General features: G+C 39.3%; 1 protein-coding gene. It reads right to left on the bottom strand.

From position 1 onward, the window contains the following. Positions 1 to 115 precede the first annotated feature (115 nt). Positions 116 to 868, bottom strand: coding sequence for a class I SAM-dependent methyltransferase (locus BXY_RS02460; protein WP_015531128.1), 753 nt, complete (start codon positions 866 to 868; stop codon positions 116 to 118). Positions 869 to 1,082: the final 214 nt, after the last annotated feature.

Below are 1,082 nucleotides of genomic sequence, written 5' to 3'. Positions count from 1 at the left end.
GCTACTTTTTTGAAGGGTTGTTCTTTTCAAAAGCGGTGCAAAGATAGGGAGTATTTTTTAATTAACAATAGCTAAACGAATGTTTTTTATCTATTATTTTTCAATGCCTTGAATCTCATAGCTTTGCGTCTTTACTTTTTTTCTTGGCAGAGATCAAAAGCATCATCGGACGCCGTAATTCATCTTTCATTCCTGGGATGGTATCCAGCAATCTTTCGTCCGGTTGTGGCTCTATAAGTTCGCATATCTCAAATCCGGTTTGAAGGAGTCCGTTTATATACGTAGTCAGCGTTTTGTGGTATTTGACAACCTCTTCGCCCAGAAAGATTGCTGTGCGCTTGCCTTCCGTAAAATAGCGATCTACCGGCCAATGGATAGGCTTTCCGTCCTGGTCGTAATGCCATTCCTGATTGCCATAGGCTGTAAATACCGGATGTTCTACGGAGAAGACGAAGGCGCCTCCTGGAGTCAGGCAGTTATTGATTTTCCGGCATATATCCGTAAAAGATTCAAGATAATGGAAGGTTAGCGAACTGATGACAATGTCATAAGTATCCGGCTGGAAATCAAAGTCTTCGATAGCCATGCATTGGTGTTCAATGAATGGAGAAGGATTCCTTTTCCGGGCTTCTTCGAGCATCTTCTCCGAAATATCAATTCCGGTAACGTGTGTTGCTCCGTGTTCTATCGCATAGACACAATGCCAACCGAATCCGCAGCCTAAGTCTAAAACTCTTTTCCCTGCAAAATCGGGGAGCATTTTCTGCAATACATGCCATTCTCCGGCTCCTTTCAAGCCTTCCACCGAGCGGGACATTTGAGAATATTGACTGAAGAAATCGCTATTGTCGTATTTGTTTTCTTTCATAATTTAATAAGAGGATGAGTTGAATGAAAGCACAAATATATGATTTAATTTATATATTTATAGAAAAGGTATACATAAATCAGGGCAACCGTCTCAAAAGTTTGTTTCATTAGAACACAGATTTGAATTAAATGCTACATAGTGAAAAACATCTATCATAAGTATCATTCATTTTAATAGTATCCTCATTGTCAAAAGAATAAGTATGATAGAT

Origin of the sequence: Bacteroides xylanisolvens XB1A (assembly GCF_000210075.1) — a bacterium.
Classification (GTDB): Bacteria; Bacteroidota; Bacteroidia; order Bacteroidales; family Bacteroidaceae; genus Bacteroides; species Bacteroides xylanisolvens.
The sequence above is the reverse complement of the archived record's forward strand: the minus strand, read 5'-3'. Positions and strand labels throughout refer to the sequence as shown.